Below are 7247 nucleotides of genomic sequence, written 5' to 3' on the forward strand. Positions count from 1 at the left end.
TAAGTATTTTGGATAATTACAAACTTATTTTAACTTCAAAAGTGAGCAGAATTTATGGATAGATGCATTATAGATGTTAAAGTAGATGTACAAATAGTGAAGTGCACAATATATTTTCTTAGCAAATATCGAACTAGTTGATGATACGCTTCATCGATAGACAACTTAAAACGTGGATAATTAATTATTAGTTTACAAATTTTTTCAAAATGAAAATTTTTAGCCCTCAAAAAGTCTCTAAATGTGATTTACTTCACATATTAGTCTCATTTCACTCTAGAGAAATCTTGAAATCGGTTTCTATAGGGTGTACTATGTCAATGACTAATAAATAATTAGAAAGAGGTTTTGGGGAATGAACATTATTTTAGGAGTGGGAACACTCGTACTCGTACTTGTCGTTATGACGTTATTCTTAAACTTTGCGCCATACGGCAAACAAGGACTACAAGCTCTGTCGGGAGCTGCTTGTGCAACATTCTTACCACAAGCGTTTCTAAGTTACGCTATTGGTGGCGTATTTCATATTGAATTCTTTCAAACGATTGGTGATTTAGCAGGAAGCTTAGCAGGTGTAGCAGTAGGTATCTTAACTGGACTTAAACTTGGTATCTCACCTGTATTCGCAGTAATTGTTGGTTTAGTATTACATGACTTTAAATTATTACCAGCATTTATCGCAGCATACATCATTTCATTTGGAATTAAACTTGTTGAAAAGAAAGTACCAGAAGGTTTAGATTTAATTGTTGTGATTTTATTCGCTCCAGCAATTGCGTTCGGTTTAGCAACTTTAATTAGCCCAGGGGTTATGGCTATTTTACATCAAATCGGTGGCGCAGTAACATCAGTTGGAGACAGTAACCCTTACGCATTAGCGGTTATCTTAGGTTTAGTTATCCCAGTAACGGGAATGACACCACTAAGTTCAATGGTATTAACTAGTTTATTAGGATTAACTGGTGTACCAATGGCTATCGGTGCATTAACATGTACAGGTTCTTCATTCGTTAACTTTGTATTATTCGATAGACTTAACATTGGTGGCAAATCTAAAGCGTTTGCAGTATGTATTGAGCCATTAACTCAAATCGACTTAATCGCAAAATACCCACTTCAATTATATGGAACTAACGCAATTATCGGTGTTGTAAATGCTTGTATCGTAACATTCAGTGGACTAGTAATCGGTGTTAAAGGTATGGCTACACCAATTGCAGGTGCAATCGTATTATTCGGATTTAATGACGCAGTTAGATCAGTGATAACAATCATTGCAGTTGCAGTAGTAAGTATTGTATTAGCGTTTATCTTTAGTACTTTAATTAAAAAATTCAACTTAATGGATATGACTATTAAAATGCCTAGTAAACAGAAACAACCTAAGGAGAGTGTTTAATAATGGCTACTAAAAAAAGCTACGATTATCAAAGTGCATTTGATATCATCGGCCCTGTTATGATGGGACCTTCAAGTTCTCATACAGCAGGTGCTGTTAAAATCGGTAATGCTGCATACGCAGTATTAGGCGGAATACAAGCAGAAAAGTTAACAATTCATTACTATGAATCGTTTGCTAAAACACACCAAGGTCACGGCACAGATTTAGCAATTGTTGGTGGCGCTATGGGTTATAGTACATTCGACAGCCGTATTAAAGACGCTTTAACAATTGCAAGAGATCAAGGCATTGACGTAGAAATTGTAGAAGAAGATGGCGACAGTATCGGTGGACACCCTAACTGTGCACACATCGTTGCTGAAGCAAACGGACGTCATATTGAAGTTATCGGTAACTCAATCGGTGGCGGTACTATTAAATTAAGAAGAATTAATGTAGAAGGACAAGAAGTTGAATTCGACCATGGTTTACCTATCTTAGAAATAGATGGGGCGGCAAATAAATCAGAGGTTAATCACTTATTAAATGATATTAATGAACTTGGCGCAAGTATTGATGACGAATTGACAGAAACGGGCGAAAACCATAGCTTAGTAGTATTAACACTAGCTAAAGCAATATCTGAATCAACGTTAGACCAAATCAAAGATAAATACAGTCACTTAAACGTATCCTATATTAAATAGAGGGGGATTAAAGATGTTTGATTCAATTAGAGAAACTATAGACTACGCAGTTGAAAACAAGATGTCTTTTGCAGATATTATGATTCAAGAAGAGATGAACCTTTCAGGTAAATCTCGCGAAGAAGTTAGAGAAACAATGAAACAAAACTTAGAAGTTATGCGCGATGCCGTAGTTAAAGGGACTACTGGCGAAGGTGTTAAAAGTGTAACAGGCTATACAGGTCAAGATGCTATTAAACTAGCTAAGTATAATGAGAATAATCATGCTTTATCAGGCCATGAAATGGTTGAAGCAGTGAAAGGTGCCGTAGCTACAAACGAAGTTAACGCAGCAATGGGTATCATTTGTGCAACTCCGACAGCAGGATCCTCGGGTACCATTCCTGGCGTATTATTCAAATTAGAAAAAACACATGATTTAACTGAAGAACAAATGGTAGACTTCTTATTCGTTTCTTCATTATTCGGCCGTGTTGTTGCTAACAACGCAAGTGTAGCCGGTGCCACGGGAGGTTGCCAAGCAGAAGTTGGTTCAGCTTCAGCTATGGCAGCAGCTGCTGCAGTATCAGTATTCGGTGGCGAACCTGAAGCTTCAGGTCACGCAATGGCATTAGCAATTAGTAACTTACTAGGTCTTGTATGTGACCCGGTAGCAGGATTAGTTGAAATCCCTTGTGTTATGCGTAACGCAATCGGTTCAGGTAACGCATTAATTTCAGCTGACTTAGCATTAGCAGGTGTTGAAAGTAGAATCCCTGTTGACGAAGTAATTGAAGCTATGGATAAAATTGGTCGTGGACTACCAGCAGAACTTAGAGAAACAGGCCTTGGCGGTTTAGCTGGCACACCAACTGGCGAAGCAATTAAACAAAAAATCTTCGGCGAAACAGGCGCTGGCACAGTTAATAGTTTTTCTTAATATCAACTATTTACCATTCTCGAATGTTATAGTACATTCGAGAATGGTTTTTTCTTTGAAAATTAAGGGAGTTTAATATAAATATTAGAGTGTAATTATTGTTACTATAGTTTTACTTTTTACATATTTAATAGTACAAATATACTTATCTGAAAATTAAAAATAATATTGCAAAATTTCACCCTTGAGTATAAAATAACTCAAAAGGGGATGATGATATGCTTAGACTTAGTATCATCTTTTTAGCATTTGTCATTAACACAACGATGACGTATTATTTTACTCAAACAGGGACATGGGAGAATCTGTTATTACAATCGATGTCATTAAGTATGATTGTAGTATTTTTAGTACATTACGTGCGTTTTGTTATTGCAGATAAAAAGAAGAAGCAAATTAACGAATTAAGGGAAAAAATTCGAGAAGAAGTTCAAGAAGAAATACAAAATAAAACAAGAGAGCGAGACCGAAAGATACTGTAATTTTAAAGATGTCATAAGTCTTGCTCCGGGGTATAAGTGATTAAAGATGAAGTAAGTAAGATATTTCACAACATGTACTCATTTCAATGCCCATTACAAAGAGGCTAGAACTATTACAAAAAAGTTCTAGCCTCTTTTAGTTTTAAAAAGTGAATAGTAAGAGAAAGGGCGATAAAAATTTTATGTAATAAATGAAAAAAATAATTTAATATAGTGAAATAATAATGATATACTATGAGCTAACAAAGTTATGATTAAAGGAGTATCATCAATGAAAAATTGGACTAATAGATTGATGACAATTATAGGTGTAATATTAATTCTAGTCGCAGTATATTTATTTGCGAAACCTCACATCGATAATTACTTACAACAGAAAGATAAAGATAATAAAATCGAACAATACGATAAAAATGATTCAAAACAGCAATCAAGTAAGCAGGAAAAGCCAACGATATCAAAAGATAAATCTAAAATGACGGGGTATATAAGTATACCTGATGCAGATATTAAAGAACCTGTATATCCTGGACCAGCTACGCCAGAACAGTTAAATCGTGGCGTAAGTTTCGCTGAAGAAGATGAATCATTAGATGATCAAAATATTTCAATAGCAGGTCATACGTTTACTGATCGACCAAATTATCAATTTACAAATTTAAAAGCTGCAAAAAAAGGTAGTAAAGTGACCTTTAAAATTGGCAATGAAACACGTAAGTACAAAATGACAAGCATTCGCGATGTTGACCCAGATGCCGTGGAAGTATTAGATGAGAATAAAGGTAAAAAGAATCAACTTACTTTAATTACGTGCGATGATTACAATGAGAACACTGGCGTATGGGAAAAACGTAAAATATTTGTTGCCGAACAAATAAAATAACGGATTAATTTAGAATCTAGAACATTACTCAAAAAAATGTTCTAGATTTTTTTCTTATTATTGCAATAAGTTTGGGTGTGAATAGAATGTTTTAATAGTTACTAATAGAATATATAAAAAATAGTATTGTGCTTAATTTAAAAAGGTACTATTCTATTGGAAGTTACACAACTAGAATTTACAACAAGGACGTGAATTATTTGGAACCAAAATCAAAACAAAAAGTAGGATCGTTTTTGAATAGGTATAATTACTATTCTATTAGGAAATTTACCATTGGTACGGCTTCAATACTCTTAGGCTCGACCTTAATATTCGGGTTAAGCAATGAAGCCCAAGCTCAAAGTGAAGATGGCACTCATACATCTGAACAACAAGTAATTGAAAAATCTCCTCCGAATGTTCCATCGACTGAGGCGATAACTAATGAAACGATTAAAGACAACGAGAATGTCCAAGGCGACTTAAAGCCTACGACGAATACATCTAAGGAGAAAGCAACGACTGAGCCAACCGTTGACTCAACGTCTACAACAACTACTCCCTTAAATCAAGATTCAATTCAAACACCCACTGAAACAAAAACTACTCGTTCTAACGACAACCAAGATGCTAATACAGAAGATAAAAACGAACTAACTACCCAATATAAAACTACAATTCAAAACTCTTCAGATAATAACTCTCAAGATAAACAAAGCACTAATAAAAATGAGGCAAATGAAGAAAGAAATACTTCTAATAATAGTGAACAAGATTTAAATGAAAGTAGAGCAATTAGTACTCGTTCAATAACTAGAGAAGCATCTAATGACACAACTACTCCGTCTACACGAGAAATCAGTGAGGATAGCGTTGATGAAATAGAAGTACCTCAAGAATTTATAGACAGATATAATAACGCAACTGATAAAAGTCAATTTGTACATGAATTACTGGCAGACTCATATGACAATGAAGATGTAGAGGAAATACTTCAACGCGTAAGTATAGATTATAATTCAACTAGCGCTAAAGAAGCTTTTAAAGAAATAATGTATGCAGGTTTACAATACGCTAAAGAAAAATCTTCAATGTTCTCAACATATGCAGTGAGATCCGTAGGTGAAGGGGTTAACATTAACAATACAGAAATTAATTCGTTAGAGGATTTAAAACGTGTAATTGGCATTGATCCAAACTCTGGTCTCACAATTAACGGAGACGGTATTACCTCTTCTACACAAAAGTCTGCGCATTACACAGTACATGTTCAACCTAACCGTCGTGCCAACCGAATGAATTTTACGGTTACTTGGAAAGTAGATCGTTCAGCGGGGGAAGCATCACATAATGCAGATTTAGGTGGATTTAATTTTGGGTCAGGATACAATGTACCTGGTTCAATTCAAGGTAACTATAGTGTGTTTGGTGCTAGAAATGATAACGGCAACGTAGAAATGACTAGAGGTGGACACCCAAGTTACCCAGCAGGATATGCATTAAATTCTAGAATTCCGATTACGAAATATGCTGTTGAAAGAGATGGACGTGTGGAATACCGTTTCAGCTTACCTGTAAATAACTGGAATGGAGATTTAAGCTTTAATGGCCATGTAATGATGTTCCAAACAGGTACTGGAAAAGCAGAACCAACATCACATAATAACTATTTCTACGATTCGTCAAGTATTCAAGGTACTAACAATCCTGAAGAAAATGTAATTACAACTGATGATGCTTCTGAAGTAGAAACAATACCTTACCAAATTGAATACGTTATTTCTAAAGACGTTCCACTAGGCCAACAAGTTGTACAACGAGAAGGTCAAAATGGTAAACGTGGTGTACTTTATTCAATAGTAAAATATAAACATGATGTTATCGGAAGAGTTGTTAAAGAAACTTATGATAATACACCAGCTGTAAATAAAATAATTAAACTTGGGATTGGGCAAGTTGATGATTCTAATATTAATGGGCCACTAGCGCCAATTTTAGAACCACAATTATCAGGCACAAATGTTGTTAGTGGTGAAACTAGTCCTAACGCACAAGTTACGATAAATGTAGGCGGTAAACAATTTAATACTACTGCTGATAGAACAGGACGTTTTAACTATACGTTGCCTAATTACACTTTACAACAAGGTGATCACATATCTGCAGTAGCCACATTAAATGGCAAGAATAGTATCCCGGGTAAAACTATCGTACCAAGAGACGGTAGAACGCCTGACATTAATACTAATGTAGTACGTGGTCAAGATAACCATAAACCAGGTAGTTGGGTAACAATAACAAACGCCACTACAGGTCAACAAATCAGTCGTTTCTTTGTGCCAGATGGTTTACCTGGTCGTAATGGAACATCTGTAACAATAACGAATGACTACCAAGATACTAATACAGGAGAGCATGTTGTAGAGTTTAGCGACGGTAGAACAATTCGCATCCCTAAAGGTGATAAGGGAGACAAAGGCGACAAAGGTGATACAGGTGCACGAGGTCCTGCAGGTGCTCGAGGTCATACTGGACCAAAAGGTGATACAGGCGAACAGGGTGCAACCGGGCCAAAAGGTGATAAAGGTGATAAAGGAGACACTGGTGCAAGAGGTCCCGCTGGACAATCAATCACAATTACTAGTACAACAGTAGATCCTGATGGAAATACAATTGTACAATTTAGCGATGGTACTACAATTAGTATTCCAAAAGGTGCCAAAGGTGACAAAGGAGACACAGGTGCTCAAGGTGTAGCCGGACCAAAAGGCGATAAAGGCGATAAAGGCGATAAAGGTGATACAGGCGCACAAGGTGTAGCCGGCCCAAAAGGCGACAAGGGCGATAAAGGTGATAAAGGAGATACAGGTGCACAAGGTGTAGCCGGCCCAAA

At 36.0% G+C, this 7247-nt stretch carries 5 protein-coding genes and 1 pseudogene; all 6 read left to right on the forward strand.

The genetic code is table 11. From position 1 onward, the window contains the following. Positions 1-355: 355 nt before the first annotated feature. Entirely contained in the window at positions 356-1399 is a 1044-nt protein-coding gene (locus CD147_RS03570; protein ID WP_103166073.1) for a PTS sugar transporter subunit IIC, read from the forward strand. Positions 1400-1401: 2 nt separating this feature from the next. After that, positions 1402-2088, forward strand: a complete 687-nt coding sequence (locus CD147_RS03575) for a serine dehydratase beta chain (protein WP_103166074.1) — start codon at positions 1402-1404, stop codon at positions 2086-2088. A 13-nt stretch (positions 2089-2101) separates the two neighbouring features. Next, positions 2102-3007 (forward strand): L-serine ammonia-lyase, iron-sulfur-dependent, subunit alpha, encoded by a 906-nt coding sequence (gene sdaAA / locus CD147_RS03580; protein ID WP_103166075.1) that lies wholly within the window; start codon positions 2102-2104, stop codon positions 3005-3007. A gap of 218 nt (positions 3008-3225) precedes the next feature. Then, positions 3226-3393: pseudogene (locus tag CD147_RS12300) on the forward strand (hypothetical protein); the annotation flags it as partial. A 367-nt stretch (positions 3394-3760) separates the two neighbouring features. Continuing rightward, positions 3761-4372 carry a class A sortase SrtA gene (gene srtA / locus CD147_RS03590; RefSeq protein WP_103166076.1) on the forward strand — a complete coding sequence of 204 codons (612 nt, stop codon included), beginning with the start codon at positions 3761-3763 and terminating at the stop codon, positions 4370-4372. Positions 4373-4608: 236 nt separating this feature from the next. After that, positions 4609-7247, forward strand: a 2639-nt coding sequence (locus CD147_RS03595; protein WP_142382041.1) for a YSIRK-type signal peptide-containing protein, incomplete at its 3' end; no start/stop codon positions are given.

Origin of the sequence: Staphylococcus devriesei (assembly GCF_002902625.1) — a bacterium.
Classification (GTDB): domain Bacteria; phylum Bacillota; class Bacilli; order Staphylococcales; family Staphylococcaceae; genus Staphylococcus; species Staphylococcus devriesei.